Origin of the sequence: Enterobacter sp. EC_50 (assembly GCF_019584525.1) — a bacterium.
GTDB classification, from domain to species: domain Bacteria; phylum Pseudomonadota; class Gammaproteobacteria; order Enterobacterales; family Enterobacteriaceae; genus Enterobacter; species Enterobacter roggenkampii.
Genome location: NZ_VDAF01000008.1, coordinates 85,048 through 103,590, shown reverse-complemented (window position 1 = coordinate 103,590; position 18,543 = coordinate 85,048). Strand labels below are relative to the sequence as shown.

17 protein-coding genes are annotated in these 18,543 nt (G+C 55.8%); 6 read left to right on the top strand and 11 right to left on the bottom strand.

The window, feature by feature from the left end; translation table 11 throughout:
• Positions 1-7: 7 nt before the first annotated feature.
• Genes yacG through coaE form a run of 3 tightly spaced genes read right to left on the bottom strand, consistent with a single transcriptional unit; the run spans position 8 to position 1,575 of the window.
• On the bottom strand, positions 8-202 hold the full coding sequence (gene yacG, locus FHC48_RS08850) for a DNA gyrase inhibitor YacG (protein WP_220418796.1): 195 nt from the start codon (positions 200-202) through the stop codon (positions 8-10).
• Between the two features lie 9 nt (positions 203-211).
• Complete coding sequence (gene zapD / locus FHC48_RS08845) at positions 212-955, bottom strand: cell division protein ZapD (protein ID WP_008501972.1); 744 nt, start codon at positions 953-955, stop codon at positions 212-214.
• A complete protein-coding gene (gene coaE, locus FHC48_RS08840) occupies positions 955-1,575 on the bottom strand; it encodes a dephospho-CoA kinase (RefSeq protein ID WP_008501971.1) in 621 nt (206 codons plus the stop codon). The genes zapD and coaE overlap by 1 nt, the downstream gene beginning before the upstream one ends.
• Positions 1,576-1,803: 228 nt before the next feature.
• Here coaE and FHC48_RS08835 point away from each other — a divergent pair, with 228 nt between their 5' ends.
• Positions 1,804-2,847, top strand: a complete 1,044-nt coding sequence (locus FHC48_RS08835; RefSeq protein WP_023293282.1) for a GMP reductase — start codon at positions 1,804-1,806, stop codon at positions 2,845-2,847.
• Positions 2,848-2,888: 41 nt separating this feature from the next.
• Here the strand turns inward: FHC48_RS08835 and hofC are convergent, their stop codons facing one another.
• From hofC to nadC, 4 genes are all read right to left on the bottom strand, one after another.
• Positions 2,889-4,073, bottom strand: a complete 1,185-nt coding sequence (hofC, locus tag FHC48_RS08830; RefSeq protein ID WP_059365090.1) for a protein transport protein HofC — start codon at positions 4,071-4,073, stop codon at positions 2,889-2,891.
• Positions 4,063-5,445, bottom strand: a complete 1,383-nt coding sequence (gspE, locus tag FHC48_RS08825) for a type II secretion system protein GspE (RefSeq protein ID WP_059365089.1) — start codon at positions 5,443-5,445, stop codon at positions 4,063-4,065. Before gspE ends, hofC begins: the two co-directional genes overlap by 11 nt.
• A 10-nt stretch (positions 5,446-5,455) precedes the next feature.
• Positions 5,456-5,893 carry a prepilin peptidase-dependent pilin gene (gene ppdD / locus FHC48_RS08820; protein WP_059365088.1) on the bottom strand — a complete coding sequence of 146 codons (438 nt, stop codon included), beginning with the start codon at positions 5,891-5,893 and terminating at the stop codon, positions 5,456-5,458.
• A gap of 174 nt (positions 5,894-6,067) precedes the next feature.
• A complete protein-coding gene (nadC, locus tag FHC48_RS08815; protein ID WP_021240514.1) occupies positions 6,068-6,961 on the bottom strand; it encodes a carboxylating nicotinate-nucleotide diphosphorylase in 894 nt (297 codons plus the stop codon).
• A gap of 87 nt (positions 6,962-7,048) precedes the next feature.
• Between nadC and ampD the strand changes: the two genes are divergently transcribed.
• Together ampD and ampE are read left to right on the top strand one after the other, a co-directional pair.
• On the top strand, positions 7,049-7,600 hold the full coding sequence (ampD, locus tag FHC48_RS08810) for a 1,6-anhydro-N-acetylmuramyl-L-alanine amidase AmpD (RefSeq protein WP_021240513.1): 552 nt from the start codon (positions 7,049-7,051) through the stop codon (positions 7,598-7,600).
• A 9-nt stretch (positions 7,601-7,609) separates the two neighbouring features.
• Complete coding sequence (gene ampE, locus FHC48_RS08805; RefSeq protein WP_008501964.1) at positions 7,610-8,464, top strand: beta-lactamase regulator AmpE; 855 nt, start codon at positions 7,610-7,612, stop codon at positions 8,462-8,464.
• An 18-nt stretch (positions 8,465-8,482) separates the two neighbouring features.
• On the opposite strand, the gene FHC48_RS08800 is transcribed toward ampE, so the two are convergent.
• The 4 genes from FHC48_RS08800 to FHC48_RS08785 form a co-directional block, all read right to left on the bottom strand.
• On the bottom strand, positions 8,483-9,433 hold the full coding sequence (locus FHC48_RS08800) for a family 43 glycosylhydrolase (protein WP_032654674.1): 951 nt from the start codon (positions 9,431-9,433) through the stop codon (positions 8,483-8,485).
• A 10-nt stretch (positions 9,434-9,443) separates the two neighbouring features.
• Positions 9,444-10,841 carry a glycoside-pentoside-hexuronide (GPH):cation symporter gene (locus FHC48_RS08795; protein ID WP_032654676.1) on the bottom strand — a complete coding sequence of 466 codons (1,398 nt, stop codon included), beginning with the start codon at positions 10,839-10,841 and terminating at the stop codon, positions 9,444-9,446.
• A 162-nt stretch (positions 10,842-11,003) separates the two neighbouring features.
• Positions 11,004-12,374, bottom strand: coding sequence for an aromatic amino acid transporter AroP (gene aroP, locus FHC48_RS08790; protein WP_220420522.1), 1,371 nt, complete (start codon positions 12,372-12,374; stop codon positions 11,004-11,006).
• A gap of 46 nt (positions 12,375-12,420) precedes the next feature.
• Positions 12,421-12,648 carry a hypothetical protein gene (locus FHC48_RS08785; RefSeq protein ID WP_084832031.1) on the bottom strand — a complete coding sequence of 76 codons (228 nt, stop codon included), beginning with the start codon at positions 12,646-12,648 and terminating at the stop codon, positions 12,421-12,423.
• A 263-nt stretch (positions 12,649-12,911) separates the two neighbouring features.
• Here FHC48_RS08785 and pdhR point away from each other — a divergent pair, with 263 nt between their 5' ends.
• From pdhR to aceF, 3 genes are all read left to right on the top strand, one after another.
• Entirely contained in the window at positions 12,912-13,676 is a 765-nt protein-coding gene (gene pdhR, locus FHC48_RS08780; RefSeq protein WP_008501960.1) for a pyruvate dehydrogenase complex transcriptional repressor PdhR, read from the top strand.
• Between the two features lie 123 nt (positions 13,677-13,799).
• A complete protein-coding gene (gene aceE, locus FHC48_RS08775; protein ID WP_008501959.1) occupies positions 13,800-16,463 on the top strand; it encodes a pyruvate dehydrogenase (acetyl-transferring), homodimeric type in 2,664 nt (887 codons plus the stop codon).
• Positions 16,464-16,477: 14 nt separating this feature from the next.
• On the top strand, positions 16,478-18,370 hold the full coding sequence (gene aceF, locus FHC48_RS08770) for a pyruvate dehydrogenase complex dihydrolipoyllysine-residue acetyltransferase (protein WP_059365087.1): 1,893 nt from the start codon (positions 16,478-16,480) through the stop codon (positions 18,368-18,370).
• The last annotated feature ends 173 nt before the right edge of the window (positions 18,371-18,543 follow it).

The window sequence follows — 18,543 nt, the reverse complement described above, 5'->3', positions numbered from 1 at the left end:
CTACGGATTACTGCTGGCTTTCACTCCAGTCATCGCTGTCCGAAAGATCGCCTTTACTCGGAATGCGTTTCTCTTCCGCCGCCCATTCGCCCAGGTCAATAAGCTGGCAGCGTTTGCAGCAGAATGGGCGGAACGGACTCACTTCGCCCCAGACAACGGTTTTGCCACAGGTCGGGCAGTTTACGGTGATGACATCAGACATCGGCACTCCTTAACAACAGGCCAGTTCAAAATCGAGGCGTTCCGGCACGGTGCCATTTTCGCTGTCCAGCGGCATAAAGCGAATCGCAAAGCGGCTCTTATGCCCGGAAATTTGCGGATAAAGCTGTTCGCCAAGCGATAAATTCAGGCGCAGAAGATCGGCATCATCACCGTTGTCCTGGTAGAAACCGTTCAGGCTGGTTTGCTTGCGGAACGGCGCCGAGTTACGGATCAGATCGAGGATCAGCGACAGCGTCTGGTGCATCGGCTCCAGGCTTGCCAGCCAGCTGTTCACCTGCGCGTCACGCTGGGCTTGTGGCATATGGAGCCACATATGTAGCGTCGGCAGGTCGAAGCTGCAGCAACCGCCAGGGATGCTCAGGCGCTGGCGCACCAGGCCAATCAGGCGGTCCTCACGCAAAAACTGCCCGACGCGCGGTGCGGCCATCAGGATGCTGCTGCTGGTTTTAAGCTGCTGACGAAGGGAATCGATACGGCTTACGTCCACCCCCGGAACCTCAGCCCATGCCTGCAATTTACGCTGCTGGCGCTCCAGCTCTTTAAGCAATTCTGTGCGGACATCGCCGCGTTCAATCACATCCAGCAGATCGCCTACATTGCGGAAGAAGTGCAACGCCGTAGCGTGATCGTTAACCGGCAGATGTTGTGAAAGCTGCTGAATGAGGAATTCGATGCGTAGCCAGGTACGCATTTTTTCGTTGAGCGGATGCTCAAAAAGGATGTGAGTCGACATTATGGTTTTTCCTGTGCAACGGCCTGCCCGGCTAACGTCAGATACTGCGCGTGCAGACGGGCAACATCCGATGCAATAGCATCTGGTGCGCCGTTATTATCAATAACATCATCCGCTACGGCAAGGCGCTGAGCGCGCGTGGCCTGAGCGGCGAGAATATGTTCAGCATGCTCGCGCGAGACATGGTCTCGCATCATGGTTCTCTGGATTTGCGTCTCGGGTGCGACATCAATCACCAGTACCCGATCGGCTTTCTGATGCAGCTGATTTTCCACCAGCAGCGGAACCACCCACAAGACATAGGGCGAGCGGGCTTCGGCTATCTGACGCTGTGTTTCCTGGTGGATAATGGGATGGAGCAGGGCATTAAGCCAGGCTTTTTCCGCTGAATCGGAAAAAATGCATTCGCGAAGCTGACGGCGATTTAGCGTGCCATCGGCATTGATGATTGCCTGGCCAAAATGTTCTGCGATGGCCTTAAGCGCGGGTGTATTGGGCTCTACCACCTGGCGGGCAATAATATCGGCATCGATAATCGTGATACCCAAACGAGAAAACGCGTCTGCAACGGTACTTTTGCCACTACCGATGCCACCGGTTAATGCAACGATATACCCCATTAAATCAAATCCTGGGAATTATTCATTATTAAAATCAGTTGATTAAAACTCTCAGGTGCGCCAGCAACTGTTTAGCCCTGTTTACCGGCTTTTTACCAGGTAAATTTATAGGATTGTAGCGTAAAAAAAGAGAATTTCGCAGTCTTGCGGAGCAGGTATTAGTGCGTATGATAGCGTCACTGGAGTTGTGCTTTTAACATATTTGCCTCTAACCCCAGGAATCCGCACATGCGTATCGAAGAAGATCTGAAGTTAGGTTTCAAAGACGTTCTTATCCGCCCTAAACGCTCTACACTGAAAAGTCGCTCAGACGTTGAACTCGAACGTCAATTCACCTTTAAGCATTCCGGTCAGACTTGGTCTGGCGTGCCGATCATCGCTGCCAACATGGATACTGTGGGAACCTTTGAGATGGCAACCGCGCTGGCACAGTTCGACATCCTCACCGCCGTGCACAAACATTACAGCCCTGAAGAGTGGGATGCGTTTGTGGCGTCCGCCTCTGCTGATGTGGTGAAGCACGTGATGGTCTCCACCGGTACCTCCGATGCGGATTTCGAGAAGACCAAACAGATTCTGAAGGCTAACCCGGCGCTGAACTTCGTTTGTATTGATGTGGCGAACGGTTACTCCGAGCACTTCGTACAGTTCGTCAGCAAGGCGCGTGAGGCCTGGCCGACGAAAACCATCATCGCGGGCAACGTGGTGACCGGTGAAATGTGTGAAGAGCTGATCCTCTCCGGTGCCGATATCGTGAAAGTGGGCATCGGCCCGGGCTCCGTATGCACCACGCGCGTCAAAACCGGCGTCGGTTATCCGCAGCTCTCTGCCGTCATTGAATGTGCCGATGCGGCGCACGGGCTGGGCGGCCAGATCATCAGCGACGGTGGTTGCACCATGCCGGGTGATGTCGCAAAGGCCTTCGGCGGCGGCGCGGACTTCGTGATGCTCGGCGGTATGCTGGCAGGCCATGAAGAGAGCGGCGGTACCGTAGTAGAAGAGAACGGCGAGAAATTTATGCTGTTCTACGGTATGAGCTCTGAGTCTGCGATGACCCGTCACGTCGGCGGCGTGGCAAAATACCGTGCGGCAGAAGGTAAAACCGTCAAGCTGCCTCTGCGCGGCCCGGTTGAAAACACCGCACGCGATATCCTCGGCGGCCTGCGCTCTGCCTGCACCTACGTTGGCGCCTCCCGCCTGAAAGAGCTGACAAAGCGTACGACGTTTATTCGCGTTCAGGAACAAGAAAACCGCGTATTCAACAGCCTGTAATGGCTATCGCTGGCGCATGCCCGTGCGCCAGCCCTGTTGTACTATCCCGCGCTCATTGCATCTCCCAGGTGGAATATCGGCAGGTACATTGCCACCACCAGCGTACCGATAATGACCCCCGTCACTATCAGAAGCACTGGCTCCAGAAGCGCCGCCAGATTCTCTGCACGTTGAAAGGTCTGTTCCGTATGATGGCGGGCAAGGTTTGCCAGCATGATATCCAGCGCACCTGACATTTCACCGATTCGTAAAAGCTGAACACACAGCGGGGTAAAGATTGCCGCTCTTTGAAAGGATGACCAGACGGGAAGGCCTTTTTCAATGTCCTCCCGCACGCCGCGCAGCATTCCCTGCCAGTACTGACTTTCAACGGTCTCCTCGGCACTCTCCAGGCCCTGTAAAAAGGGGATACCCGCCTGTTGCGTGAGTGACAGCACGGTAAAGACGTGTCCCAGCTTTTGACCTTTTGCCAGTGTGCCCATCACGGGCGTATGCAGCAGGATGCACTGCCAGCGAGGATTCTGCCGCAGAGCCCAGGCGACGGCTAAAGGGGCTAATAGCAGGACGAACAACGCAAGGGCATATGACTGCATAAAGGCGGCCATCCCCATAACCATCTGTGTCAGCACGGGAAGCGGGGTATTAAACGTTTTGTAGATCGCGGCAAACTCGGGCAGGACCAGAGTAACCATCGCCAGCACGACGAGCACAGCCAGCGTCAGGACGAACGCCGGGTAGCGCAGCGCCTTTTTCACTTTCGCACTGAGCTGCTGCTGTGATTTTTGTTGCTGCGCGAGCTGACGACAGCACACCTCCAGCTTCCCCGTCAGCTCTCCGGTTTTCACCATCGAGACATGCAGCGGGCTAAAAACGGCTGGCCACTTTTTTAGCGACTCAGAAAACGGGCATCCTTCACTGAGCTCATCGGCAATGCTTTGCAGCAGCGCCTGCCACGGTTTTAACGGATGTTGCTCTGCCAGCATTTGCAGGCTGTGGGACAGCGTCAGCCCAGCCTGCAGCAGCGAGGCGAGCTGATGAAACATCTCGCCGCAGTGGTGTGGCCGCCATCGCTGTCGCTGCGCGCATCGGGTCAGCGTCAAAGGATGGAGGTCGTTACGCATCAGCCGGGTGAAGGCCGCATTGCGGTCTGTGGCCCAGAGTGTCCCGCTTCGGGGTTCTCCATCTTTGGTGAGCGCACGCCAGCGCCAGAGCTGATTAGCCGCCATTGGGCATTCCCAGGACGCGCAGCAACTCTTCAATCGTGGTTAGCCCTTGTTCGACGGCCCTGCAGCCGTGTTCAAAAAGAGAAACCATCCCCGCCTGCCGGGCGCTCGCCTCTATGACGTCAGTTCCCGCCCCGCTGGCAATGGCCTGCCGGAGGGCATTGTCGATGGCGAGTACTTCAAAAATGGCCACGCGGCCATAAAAGCCGTGATAACAGCGATCGCAGCCGGTGGGCTGCCAGCGTGGAAGCGGCCTGGGCCATACTGAGCGAGGTAGTTGAGCCTGATCGCGGGTTTCCCGGCGACAATGTGGGCACAAACGCCGGACCAGTCGCTGGGCAATCACCATCGTCAGCGCGGAAGAAATCATCCAGCGCGCGACGCCCATCTGCTCCAGGCGAATGAGCGTTTCCGTCGTCGAGTTGGTGTGCAGGGTCGACAGCACCAGATGCCCGGTCTGGGCAGCATTAATGGCAATCCCCGCCGTTTCTCCGTCACGGATTTCGCCGACCATAATGATGTCGGGATCCTGACGTAGCAGTGCGCGCAGCACGTTCTGGAAGGTTAAACCCGCCCGGGGATTAATCTGCGTCTGGTTTAATCCGGCAAGGGGGATCTCAATAGGATCTTCCACGCTGCAGATGTTGACGTCAGGGGTGTTACGCGACTGCAGCGCGCTGTACAGCGTCACGGTTTTGCCGCTGCCGGTAGGGCCGGTGACCAGAATCAGCCCCTGCGGCTGGTGGAGAACCGCATTAAAACAGGCCAACTGTTCAGCATTCATGCCAAGCGCTTTTGGCTCAAGGGCCTGCGGAACCTGATGCAGGAGGCGCAGCACAATTTTTTCGCCGCCGCTGCAGGGAAGCGTCGCGATCCGAAACGAGACCGGCTCATTGACCAGTTCAATCGTAAACTGGCCGTCCTGAGGCAGCCGGCGTTCTGCAATATCCAGGTTACCCAGCACTTTTAAACGTGCGCTTAACAGGTTAGCCAGTTCAGCGGCAAGCGGAGGCTGCGGACAAAGTACGCCGTCGATACGTAAACGAATCTGGCACGCGTGCTCCATCGGTTCGATATGAATATCAGAGGCGCGCTGGTTGATTGCCTGCTGCAGCGTGTGGTTAAGGACATCTACCGTAGAGTGTGTTTGCGAAACGCCGGGCAGATGCGATTGAGACGTTAGCTGCCGGTGTTTTTCCATGCGCTGCGCGCTCCAGCACTCAATATCAATCCGTTTCTGGGTCGCGAAACGCAGCGCCTCCATGAGTTCGGTCGCGGGCTTTCCCACGACGGCAATGTTGATCCTCTCACTGTCGCTGGATAACAGCAGTGCGTGATGGCGAAGACAAAGCGCCACGAGTTGATCGGTATTCATTATCCGCTCCTCAGTTATTGCTGAAGCGGAAAACGTCTTCGCAGGCCTGCTTCAGAGCGCTATCAGCACTGATGTTGCAGACGCGCGTCCAGCCCGTCATCCCGTTGCCGTTGTTCCACTGCGGCGTCATGACCACTTCCAGCCCGTTAAGACTTTCCTGTCCTGTTAAGGTCACGATCCCTTTCGCTACGCTCATTCCGGAAACGTAGCGTGTCGTGGTGGGGGAAGGGACGCCGTTGCTGTTGGCATCGCAGCTCTCCACACCACCGTGATCCAGCGCGCAAAGTTCAATGGCGGTGCGGTAGGGAACGAAGGTTTGCAGCATATCGGTCAGCGCCGCTTTGCGCAGGTAGTTCTGATAGGCAGGTATGCCGATGGCGCTCAGAATCGCAATAATGCCGATGACCACCATCAGCTCAATAAGAGTGAATCCGTGTTGTCTGTTCATATCTGCTCCTTACGTTAAGTGGCGCTACTCTGTCAGCGCAAAAGGGCAGAAACGAGGGGCAAAAAAGGGAACGGGAAAGCGCGTTCAGAGAATTAATGCGGTGTTGCAGGGAAGAACAGCGGATTTGCGAGCGGGGCTGAAATTCCCCTCTCCAGGCGGAGAGGGGAGGAATCACTATTTAAAACGCATCGAGAGGTCGAGGGCGCGAACGTGCTTGGTCAGCGCGCCGACGGAGATGTAATCCACGCCGGTTTCGGCGAATTCACGGATCGTTTCGAAGGTGACGTTTCCGGAGACTTCGAGCTGGGCCCGGCCATTGGTCAGTTTTACCGCTTCACGCATCTGCTCGGTTTCGAAGTTATCGAGCATGATGATATCGGCCCCGGCCTTAATCGCCTGCTCCAGCTCGTCCAGGTTTTCCACTTCTACTTCAACCGGCACATCCGGATGCAGCCAGAAGGCCTTCTCCACCGCCTGACGTACGGAACCCGATGCAATAATGTGGTTCTCTTTAATCAGAAAAGCGTCGGACAGGCCCAGACGATGGTTTGCGCCGCCGCCGCAGAGCACCGCGTACTTCAGCGCCGTGCGCAGGCCCGGCAGCGTTTTGCGGGTATCCAGCAGCTGGGTTCGGGTGCCGGCCAGCAGGTCAACGTAACGACGCACTTCGCTGGCGACGCCAGAGAGCGTTTGTACAAAATTAAGCGCGGTACGTTCGCCGGTCAGCAAGACGCGGGAAGGGCCGTCCAGCTCGAACAGCGGCTGGTTTGGCGTGACGCTATCGCCGTCCTCCACGTGCCATGTTACCTGCACATCATCGCCCGCCAGCTGGGTAAAGACCTCTTCAACCCAGCGCTTGCCGCAAAACACACCCTCTTCACGGGTGATAATGACCGCGTGGGAGCGCGTCTCTTTCGGCAACAATTGTGCGGTAATATCTTTATCGGCATTGACGTCACCGCCCAGATCTTCTTTCAAAGCATGGGCAACGCTTGCCGGAATATCCATATTAATACGTTCCAGAAGCGCTTCACGTCGGTGGTCGGGGTTGTAGCGGCGAGGCGGCATGATAAAACTCCAAATTGGTAACGAATCAAAATATTGAAACATGCTACTCTGAACCGAGTAACAGCACCATACATAAGGAGTTCCAGCATGTTGTTAGAAAACGGATGGCTGGTGGATGCGCGGCATGTGCCTTCGCCGCACCACGACTGCCGCCCGGAGGATGAAAAGCCCACATTGCTGGTGGTTCATAATATTAGTCTCCCGCCGGGGGAATTCGGCGGCCCGTGGATCGATGCGTTATTCACGGGAACGATAGATCCCGATGCCCATCCTTTCTTTGCTGAGATTGCGCATCTGCGCGTGTCGGCTCATTGCCTGATTCGTCGCGATGGTGAAGTGGTTCAGTATGTTCCCTTTGATAAGCGCGCCTGGCATGCCGGGGTGTCGATGTATCACGGGCGCGAACGGTGCAACGATTTTTCTATCGGGATCGAACTGGAAGGCACGGATACCACGCCCTACACCGATTCACAGTATCAACAGCTAGCGGCTCTGACCCGCACGCTTATCGGACTTTACCCGGCCATCGCCGACAATATTACCGGGCACAGCGATATCGCTCCGGCGAGAAAAACCGATCCCGGCCCGGCATTTGACTGGCCGCGGTTCCGCGCCATGCTCACCGCGTCGTCAGAATAAGGAGATACCATGACGTTGTTTACCATGCTGCTGGTTATCATCGCTGAACGCCTGTTCAAGCTCGGTGAGCACTGGCATCTGGATCACCGGCTGGAGGTGTTATTCCGCCGTATTAAGCACTTTTCCATGCTGCGCACGCTGCTGATGATGGCGGGCGTGATGGTGATTACGTTCCTGCTGCTGCGCGCGCTGTATGGACTCTTTTTCAACGTGCCGCTGCTGGTGGTGTGGATCCTGCTCGGCGTGCTGTGCATTGGTGCGGGCAAGGTGCGTTTGCACTATCACGCGTACCTGAAAGCCGCCTCCCGTGACGATGCCCATGCGCGCAATGCCATGGCGAGCGAGCTGACGATGATCCACGGCGTGCCGCCGGACTGCGACGAGCGCGAGTTCCTGCGCGAACTGCAGAACGCGCTGCTGTGGATTAACTTCCGTTACTACCTGGCGCCGCTGTTCTGGTTTGTGGTGGGCGGTCCATGGGGACCGGTCTTGCTGATGGGGTATGCGTTCCTGCGCGCCTGGCAGACCTGGCTTGCTCGCTATCTGACGCCGCACGAGCGTTTGCTGTCCGGCATTGATGCCATCCTGCACGTGGTTGACTGGCTTCCGGTGCGTCTGGTGGGCGTGGTGTACGCGTTAATTGGCCACGGTGAAAAAGCGCTGCCCGCGTGGTTCGCCTCGCTTGCCGACCGCCATACGTCGCAGTATCAGGTGTTAACGCGTCTGGCGCAGTTCTCGCTGGCGCGCGAGCCGCATACCGACAAGATTGAAACGCCGAAAGCCGCTGTCTCCATGGCGAAGAAAACGTCGTTTGTGGTCGTGGTTATCGTGGCGCTGCTGACGATCTACGGCACGCTGGTGTAAGCCAGCGCGGCGTAACGATTAAAGCGTGTCCGCAGGCGGGATGCCGAAATCAGGCATCCCGTTTTCGTCCCAGCGGACAAGCTTCAGCCGGGTGTGGCGGTTCGGATCGTACAGCGGGTCGCCCTCAATTTCGGTGTAGTTCCGCGCGTGATACACCAGCACATCTTCCCCTTCCGGCGTTTGCGTAAAGCTGTTGTGTCCCGGGCCGTACTGGCGATTTTCGTAGCTGGTGGCGAATACGGGGCGCGGGGATTTGTGCCAGTTCAATGGGTTTTGCGGATCGGCATTCAGGTCTATCCACAGCAGCCCCATGCAGTAGTTCTCGTCGGTGGCGCTGGCGGAATAGCTGATAAACAGTTTGTTGCCATGGAACAGCACCGCCGGGCCTTCGTTGACCCAAAACCCGCGACACTCCCAGTCATACTCCGGCTTGCTGAGCATCACCGGCTCGCCTTTCAGCGTCCACGGGTTCGCCATTTCACACAGATAAAGGTTGGAGTTCCCGGAGATGTCCGGCGCTTTTTGCGCCCACAGATACCAGCGTTTTCCCTGATGCACAAAGGTGGTGGCGTCCAGGGCGAAGGTGTCGAACGGGGTTTCGATCTGGCCTTTTTCTACCCACCTGCCGGTGAGCGGATCGTCGTCGGTACATTCAATGGCAAACATGCGGTGCTGGAACATCCCGAGCCCGTCGAGCGCCTGGGTGTGCGTCGCGGCAAAATAGATGTACCACTTTCCGTCAATGTGGTGCAGTTCCGGTGCCCAAATCAGCTGGCTCATTGGTCCGGCGTCGGGTTTACGCCAGACCACCACCTCTGCGGCATGACGTAAGCCTTCCAGTGAGTCTGCACGGCGGATCGCCAGCCTGTCGTACTGCGGCACGGAGGCGATAAAGTAATATTGCCCATCGTGGCGCAGGATATACGGGTCGGCGCGTTGTTCAATAAACGGGTTTGGCCAGGTTTGCATTCGGCTTTCCTTATTTAGTCTCAGCGGCTTTCAGTTCCTGATAATCGTTCAGCTCGTGGTAGTTGTTGCGGCGTTTTTCCAGATCGAGCTGGATCTGCTTCATGGTTTCACGATCCACCTTCAGCAGGCGCACCACGCCCGCGGTAATCAAATAACCCACCCCCGGGATAACGGTAAACAGCAGCACAATCCCGTTGATGGCGTCTGCGCTTTGCGCTTTCGCCCCCGCGTCGTAGCCGTACCAGGAGAGCAGAAAACCGACCATCGCCCCGGCAATCGCCAGCCCCAGCTTCAGGAAGAAGATGTTGCCCGAGAAGCTGATGCCGGTGATGCGCTTCCCGGTTTTCCACTCGCCGTAGTCGTCCACGTCGGCCATCAGCGACCAGTGCAGCGGAGACGGGATCTGGTGCAGGATGTTCAGCAGGACGTAGAGCACCACGATGGTGACGGTCGCTTTCGGGTCGAAGAAATAAAAGGCGCAGGAGAAAATCGCCAGCACGATGTTGGTCCAGAAGAAGACCTTCAGCTTGCACCAGCGGTCGGTCAGCAATTTTGCCAGCACGCTGCCGAGCATCATGCCGACAACGCCCAGGCTGATAAACAGCGTGGCGAAGTGGGTGCTCTGGCCCATCACCCAGGTGACGTAATACATGGTGGCCGCCATGCGGATAAAGCCCGGGCAGACGTTGCAGAGCGTCAGGAGCAGAATGCGCACCCACTGGTCGTTCTTCCACACGTCTTTCAGGTCGTTTTTCAACTGGTCATTGGTCTGGACTGCCGGGCGCACGCGCTCGCGCACGGTGGCGAAGCAGAACAGGAACATGCAGGTGCCAATCAGCGCCAGCACGGTCATGGCCATCTGGTAGCCTTTGGCTTTGTTGTCCCCGCCAAACCAGTCTGCCATGGGCAGCAGCGTTAATGAGAGCAGCAGCGTGGCGATGCCGACCAGCACGAAGCGATACGACTGGCAGGCGACGCGCTCTTTAGGATCGTTAGTGATCACCCCGCCCAGCGAGCAGTAGGGGATGTTGATGGCGGTGTAGGTTAGCGACAGCAGGAAGTAGGTGACAAAGGCATAGATAACTTTGCTGTTATAGCTCCACTCCGGGGTGGTGAACATCAGGATGCTGAACAGCGCGTACGGGAAAGCGATCCAAAGCAGCCATGGACGAAACCGGCCATATTTACTGCGGGTGCGGTCGGCAATCGCGCCCATGATCGGGTCCGTTACGGCGTCAATCACGCGGACGGACAGCAGCAGCACGCCGACCAGCGCAGGGGCCAGTCCAAAAATATCCGTATAAAAATAGTTAACAAACAGCATGATGGCGCCGAAGATGATGTTACATCCGGCGTCGCCCATCCCATAGCCGATCTTTTCTTTTACTGACAGCTTTGCGTTATCCATAGACTGCTCTCCGGGTTACGGTATGGAGAGAATTATTTGCTGGCGAAGGGATATATGCGTTGCAGTATCAGGGCGGTGATATGGATAAATGCGCTGTGGGCGTGAAAGTGTGAGGGAGGTAACAACGCGCGGCACCCGCAAAAGCAGGTACCGCGGAGAGGCTTAGTGCGCCTTCATGGCATTACGGCTTTTCTGACTGAAGAGATAGCCAACGCCGAGTACTGCAATCCAGACCGGGATCAGGTAGACGGAAATCACCATACCTGGGGTGATCAGCATGATCACCAGCACGGCCGCCATGAACAGCAGGCAGATCCAGTTACCCAGCGGATAGAGCAGGGCAGGGAAGCGCGTGGTGACGCCCTGCTGCTGCTTCGCGCGGCGGAACTTCATGTGCGCCAGGCTGATCATCGCCCAGTTGATGACCAGCGCAGAGACCACCAGCGCCATCAGCAGGCCAAACGCCGATTCCGGTGCCATGTAGTTAATGAGCACGCATAGGGCGGTCACGATGGCGGAAACAATGATGGTATTCACCGGCACGCCGCGTTTATCAACGTTAAGCAGCATCTTCGGCGCGTTACCCTGCTGGGCGAGGCCGAACAGCATGCGGCTGTTGCAGTATACGCAGCTGTTGTAAACGGAGAGCGCTGCGGTCAGCACCACGATGTTCAGCGCGTTGGCGACAAAGGTATCGCCCAGCTCGTGGAAGATCAGCACAAACGGGCTGGTGTCAGCAGTCACGCGCGTCCACGGCAGCAGGGAGAGCAGCACCGCCAGTGAGCCCACATAGAAGATCAGGATGCGGTAGATAACCTGATTTGTGGCTTTCGGGATGCTCTGCTCCGGATTGTCGGCTTCAGCAGCGGTGATGCCCACCAGCTCCAGGCCGCCGAAGGAGAACATAATGATCGCCATCATCATCACCAGGCCGGTCATGCCGTGAGGCAGGAAGCCACCCTGTTCCCAGAGGTTGCGCACCGTGGCCTGCGGGCCGCCGTTGCCGCTGAACAGCAGCCAGCCGCCGAAGATAATCATCGCCACCACGGCAATGACCTTGATGATGGCAAACCAGAACTCCATCTCCCCGAACACTTTAACGTTGGTCAGGTTAATGGCGTTGATAATGACGAAGAAGGCTGCAGCAGAAGCCCAGGTTGGGATTTCGGGATACCAGAACTGAATGTATTTCCCGACGGCGGTCAGTTCGGCCATGGCAACCAGAACGTACAGCACCCAGTAGTTCCAGCCCGAGGCGAAACCGGCAAAGCTGCCCCAGTACTTATAGGCAAAGTGGCTGAAGGAGCCTGCGACCGGCTCTTCCACGACCATTTCGCCCAGCTGGCGCATGATCAGAAAAGCAATGAAACCCGCAATCGCGTAACCCAAAATAATGCCCGGACCGGCAGACTGGATAACGGATGCGCTGCCCAGAAACAGGCCGGTACCAATCGCACCGCCCAGTGCGATGAGCTGAATATGGCGGTTTTTAAGCCCGCGCTTTAGCTGATCGCCGTGCTGTTGAGCTTCCATTTGAAACCTCGTGTGTGGTTGTTATGTTCACGCTGAGCGTGTGTAATTATGAAAATCCATATTCTGTATTTATTTCTTTACGGTTAACGAGACCGAAAAAATCGGAGATGACTTCCGTAAGCGCCAGAATAGTGGTAAGTGCCTGCGAATGCACCTGCTTTATGAAGGGGTGATGACGACTTGAATAAAAAGAAAGCATTTGTAAATCGGCCCGCTCGTTGTTCCTCACCCAACCTATAGAATAGAAATGCGCCTTAAGTGGGCGAATTTTCATTATTTGCCTTGTTGAATCGCTTCAGATTGCAAAAACCCTCGTTTCATTATGGTTAAAACTCCCTCTTTGGGGGTAATCAACTCATTTGTGCAAAGTTACATTTCTGAAACGTTATTTCTGTAAGGTTGTTAAAATGTGCAGGGTTTACTGATTTCAATCAAAACCAATATGGACAGAAGGTGAATACTTTGTTACTTTAGCGATACGAAATAGAAATTGGTAAGACCAATTGACTCCGGGCAAAAAGGCGTAAGACAGGGAATATGGCCTACAGCAAAATTCGCCAACCAAAACTATCTGATGTGATTGAGCAGCAGCTGGAGTTTTTAATCCTCGAAGGGACTCTGCGCCCGGGTGAGAAACTTCCGCCAGAACGCGAACTGGCAAAACAGTTCGACGTTTCACGTCCCTCTCTGCGTGAGGCGATTCAACGTCTCGAAGCAAAGGGCTTGCTGCTTCGTCGCCAGGGCGGCGGAACCTTTGTGCAAAACAGCCTGTGGCAGAGCTTCAGCGATCCGCTGGTAGAACTTCTCTCTGACCACCCAGAATCCCAGTTTGACCTGCTTGAGACCCGTCACGCGCTGGAAGGTATTGCGGCCTATTACGCCGCCCTTCGCAGCACTGATGAAGATCGCGTGCGTATCCGCGAGCTGCATCAGGCCATTGAACGGGCACAGCAGTCCGGCGATTTAGACGCCGAGTCCAGCGCCGTCGTCCAGTATCAAATTGCCGTCACCGAAGCGGCCCACAACGTGGTGCTCCTCCATCTGCTACGCTGCATGGAGCCGATGCTGGCCCAGAACGTTCGTCAAAATTTTGAATTGTTGTATGCCCGTCGGGACATGCTCCCACTGGTAAGCAACCATCGCACCCGAGTATTCGAGGCGATAATGGCCGGGGAACCGGAGCAGGCGCGCGAAGCGTCGCACCGCCATCTGGCTTTCATTGAGGAAATCTTGCTGGACCGCAGCCGTGAACAATCGCGTCGCGAACGTTCATTACGCCGCATACAGCAACGAAAGGATTAAGCGCCAGGTACTTTTAGAGCGCGGCAACTAAACGCAGAACCTGTCTTATTGTGTTCTTGCCCAAGAGCACAATGGGACAGGTTCCAGACAAATCAACGTATTAGATAGATAAGGAATACCCCCATGTCAGAACGTCTCCAAAATGACGTGGATCCGATCGAAACTCGCGACTGGCTACAGGCGATCGAATCGGTCATCCGTGAAGAAGGTGTTGAGCGCGCTCAGTATCTGATTGATCAGCTGCTTTCTGAAGCCCGCAAAGGCGGCGTGAAGGTTGCTTCAGGTGCAGGGGCTAGCAACTACGTAAACACGATTGCCGTTGAAGACGAACCGGAATACCCGGGCAATCTGGATCTGGAACGTCGTATCCGTTCTGCAATCCGCTGGAACGCCATCATGACCGTTCTGCGCGCATCCAAGAAAGACCTGGAACTGGGTGGCCACATGGCGTCCTTCCAGTCTTCTGCGACCGTTTACGAAGTGTGCTTCAACCACTTCTTCCGTGCAGCGAACGAGAAAGACGGCGGCGATCTGGTGTACTTCCAGGGCCACATCTCTCCGGGCATCTATGCACGTGCATTCCTGGAAGGTCGTCTGACTGAAGAGCAGATGAACAACTTCCGTCAGGAAGTTCACGGTAAAGGTCTGTCTTCTTACCCGCACCCTAAACTGATGCCTGAATTCTGGCAGTTCCCAACCGTATCAATGGGTCTGGGCCCAATCGGTGCGATCTACCAGGCGAAATTCCTGAAGTATCTGGAACACCGTGGTCTGAAAGACACCTCTGAGCAGACCGTATACGCCTTCCTGGGCGACGGCGAAATGGATGAGCCAGAATCTAAAGGCGCGATCACCATCGCGACCCGTGAGAAGCTGGACAACCTGTGCTTCATCATCAACTGTAACCTGCAGCGTCTGGATGGTCCGGTAACCGGTAACGGCAAGATCATCAACGAACTGGAAGGCATCTTCGCAGGTGCTGGCTGGAACGTGATCAAAGTCATGTGGGGTTCCCGTTGGGACGAACTGCTGCGTAAAGACACCAGCGGTAAACTGATCCAGCTGATGAACGAAACCGTTGACGGTGACTACCAGACCTTCAAATCCAAAGACGGTGCCTACGTGCGTGAGCACTTCTTCGGCAAATATCCAGAAACCGCAGCCCTGGTTGCAGACTGGACTGATGAGCAGATCTGGGCCCTGAACCGCGGTGGTCACGATCCGAAGAAAATTTACGCTGCACTGAAAAAAGCGCGTGAAACCAAAGGTAAAGCGACTGTAATCCTGGCCCACACCATCAAAGGTTACGGCATGGGTGATACCGCAGAAGGTAAAAACATCGCTCACCAGGTTAAGAAAATGAACATGGACGGCGTGCGCTATATCCGCGACCGTTTCAACGTTCCAGTGACCGATGAGCAGGTCGAAAACCTGTCTTACATCACCTTCCCGGAAGGCTCCGAAGAGCACAAGTACCTGCACGAACGTCGTCAGGCGCTGAAAGGCTACCTGCCAGCTCGTCAGCCTAACTTCACCGAGAAGCTGGAACTGCCAGCGCTGGAAGACTTCTCTCAGCTGCTGGAAGAGCAGAACAAAGAGATCTCTACCACTATCGCTTTCGTTCGTGCCCTGAACGTGATGCTGAAAAACAAGTCGATCAAAGATCGCCTGGTGCCAATCATCGCCGACGAAGCGCGTACTTTCGGTATGGAAGGTCTGTTCCGTCAGATCGGTATCTACAGCCCGAACGGCCAGCAGTACACCCCGCAGGACCGTGAGCAGGTTGCATACTACAAAGAAGACGAGAAAGGTCAGATCCTGCAGGAAGGTATCAACGAGCTGGGCGCAGGCGCATCCTGGCTGGCTGCTGCGACCTCTTACAGCACCAACAACCTGCCGATGATCCCGTTCTACATTTACTACTCCATGTTCGGGTTCCAGCGTATCGGTGACCTGTGCTGGCAGGCAGGCGACCAGCAGGCTCGCGGCTTCCTGATCGGTGGTACTTCCGGTCGTACGACCCTGAACGGTGAAGGTCTGCAGCACGAAGATGGTCACAGCCACATTCAGTCTCTGACTATCCCTAACTGTATCTCTTACGACCCGTCTTACGCGTATGAAGTGGCAGTCATCATGCATGACGGTCTGCAGCGCATGTACGGTGAAGCGCAGGAGAACATTTACTACTACATCACCACCCTGAACGAAAACTACCACATGCCGGCAATGCCAGCAGGTGCCGAGGAAGGTATCCGTAAAGGTATCTACAAACTCGAAACCATCGAAGGTAGCAAAGGTAAAGTTCAGCTGCTGGGCTCCGGTTCTATCCTGCGTCACGTTCGTGAAGCAGCGCAGATCCTGGCGAAAGACTACGGTGTCGGTTCCGACGTGTACTCTGTGACCTCCTTCACTGAACTGGCGCGTGATGGCCAGGATTGTGAGCGCTGGAACATGCTGCACCCACTGGAAACCCCACGCGTACCGTACATCGCTCAGGTGATGAACGACGCGCCAGCGGTGGCGTCTACTGACTATATGAAACTGTTCGCTGAGCAGGTTCGTACTTACGTTCCAGCTGATGATTATCGCGTTCTGGGTACTGACGGCTTCGGTCGTTCTGACAGCCGCGAAAACCTGCGTCACCACTTCGAAGTTGATGCTTCTTACGTGGTTGTAGCAGCACTGGGCGAACTGGCTAAACGTGGCGAAATCGATAAGAAAGTGGTTGCAGACGCAATTACCAAATTCAACATCGATGCAGAAAAAGTTAACCCGCGTCTGGCGTAAGAGGTAAAAGAATAATGGCTATCGAAATCAATGTACCGGACATCGGGGCTGATGAAGTTGAAATCACCGAGATCCTGGTCAAAGTAGGCGACAAAGTTGAAGCTGAACAGTCGCTGATCACCGTAGAAGGCGACAAAGCCTCTATGGAAGTCCCGTCTCCTCAGGCTGGCATCGTTAAAGAGATCAAAGTCTCTGTTGGCGATAAAACCGAGACTGGCAAACTGATCATGATTTTCGATTCCGCCGACGGTGCAGCTGCTGCACCTGCGCAGGAAGAGAAGAAAGCCGCTCCGGCCGCCGCTGCTCCAGCCGCTGCCGCGAGCGCGAAAGAAGTGAACGTGCCTGACATCGGCGGTGACGAAGTTGAAGTCACTGAGATCCTGGTGAAAGTGGGCGATACCGTTGCGGCCGAGCAGTCACTGATCACCGTAGAAGGCGATAAAGCCTCTATGGAAGTGCCAGCGCCGTTCGCAGGTACCGTTAAAGAGATCAAGATTAACACCGGCGACAAAGTGTCTACCGGCTCTCTGATCATGATCTTCGAAGTGGCAGGTGCTGCACCTGCTGCCGCGCCTGCACAGGCCGCTGCTCCTGCTCCGGCCGCTGCACCAGCCGCTGCTGGCGGCGCGAAAGACGTTAACGTACCGGACATCGGCGGTGACGAAGTTGAAGTCACCGAAGTGATGGTAAAAGTGGGCGACAAAGTTGCCGCTGAACAGTCACTGATCACCGTTGAAGGCGACAAGGCTTCCATGGAAGTGCCTGCGCCGTTCGCGGGTACCGTTAAAGAGATCAAAATCAGCACCGGCGACAAAGTGTCTACCGGCTCTCTGATCATGGTCTTCGAAGTGGAAGGCGCTGCGCCTGCCGCAGCTCCGGCTGCCGCGGCTGCTCCAGCACCGGCTGCTGCACCGGCTCAGGCTGCTAAACCAGCGGCACCTGCTGCAAAAGCGGAAAGCAAATCTGAGTTCGCTGAAAACGACGCTTACGTCCACGCGACCCCGCTGATTCGTCGCCTGGCGCGCGAATTCGGCGTGAACCTGGCGAAAGTGAAAGGGACTGGCCGTAAAGGTCGTATCCTGCGCGAAGACGTTCAGGCTTATGTGAAAGACGCGGTGAAACGCGCTGAAGCTGCACCAGCTGCAGCCGCAGGCGGCGGTATCCCGGGCATGCTGCCATGGCCGAAAGTAGACTTCAGCAAGTTCGGCGAAATCGAAGAAGTGGAGCTGGGCCGTATCCAGAAAATCTCTGGTGCGAACCTGAGCCGTAACTGGGTGATGATCCCGCACGTTACGCACTTCGATAAGACCGATATCACCGATCTGGAAGCGTTCCGTAAACAGCAGAACGCCGAAGCTGAGAAGCGTAAACTGGACGTGAAATTCACCCCAGTGGTCTTCATCATGAAGGCGGTTGCTGCGGCTCTGGAACAGATGCCACGCTTCAACAGCTCCCTGTCCGAAGACGGCCAGAAGCTGACGCTGAAGAAATACATCAACATCGGTGTTGCGGTTGATACGCCAAATGGTCTGGTTGTTCCGGTCTTCAAAGACGTGAACAAGAAGAGCATCACTGAGCTGTCCCGTGAACTGACCACCATCTCCAAGAAAGCGCGTGATGGTAAGCTGACTGCCGGCGAAATGCAGGGCGGCTGCTTCACCATCTCCAGCATCGGCGGCCTGGGTACCACCCACTTCGCGCCGATTGTGAACGCGCCGGAAGTGGCTATCCTCGGTGTGTCCAAGTCCGCGATGGAGCCGGTGTGGAATGGCAAAGAGTTCGTGCCGCGTCTGATGATGCCAATCTCTCTGTCCTTCGACCACCGCGTGATCGACGGTGCTGATGGTGCGCGTTTCATCACCATCATCAACAACATGCTGAGCGACATTCGCCGCCTGGTGATGTAATCGAAAAGCCGGCCAGTCGGCCGGCTTTTTTCTGATAATCTCATGGCGTTTGTGAGGTTATTGGCGAAAGCGACAATTCGTGAGCCGTTTGTTGTTTCAAAATTGTTAACAATTTTGTAAACTGCGGGCGGATAGAACGACCCGGTGGACGACGGGTATAAACTAAGAGGTCA